The organism is Herbaspirillum frisingense GSF30 (assembly GCF_000300975.2).
Taxonomy (GTDB): domain Bacteria; phylum Pseudomonadota; class Gammaproteobacteria; order Burkholderiales; family Burkholderiaceae_D; genus Herbaspirillum; species Herbaspirillum frisingense.
In genome coordinates this window covers 1-313 of record NZ_AEEC02000091.1, presented here as the reverse complement: position 1 = coordinate 313, position 313 = coordinate 1, and the positions used below count along the sequence as shown (strand labels likewise).

The following is a 313-nucleotide window of genomic DNA, read 5'->3' as shown; positions in this document are numbered from 1 at the left end:
AGGTTACTTGGAAAAAAGGAAGCCTAACAAAGCTTCCTTTTTTTATTGTGATAGGTGAGCATGCATTGAAAGTTTGGCTTTAGAAAGTTGTCAAAAAAGTCAAAAAAGATGTTTGCAAACAACACGCGTTTTAGGTAGTATGCGTGTCCCCAAGGCGGGGTAGCAAAGTGGTTATGCAGCGGCCTGCAAAGCCGTCTACGCCGGTTCGATCCCGACCCCCGCCTCCAAAACGCTCCATGCGGGAGTAGCTCAGTTGGTAGAGCGATACCTTGCCAAGGTATAGGTCGAGAGTTCGAGACTCTTCTCCCGCTCC

Annotated in this window: 2 tRNA genes; both read left to right on the top strand. The window is 48.6% G+C overall.

The features are described from left to right. The first annotated feature begins 153 nt into the window (after nt 1-153). Nucleotides 154-227: transfer RNA gene (locus tag HFRIS_RS24445), tRNA-Cys, on the top strand. A gap of 11 nt (nt 228-238) precedes the next feature. Continuing rightward, nucleotides 239-311, top strand: a tRNA-Gly gene (locus HFRIS_RS24440). Nucleotides 312-313: the final 2 nt, after the last annotated feature.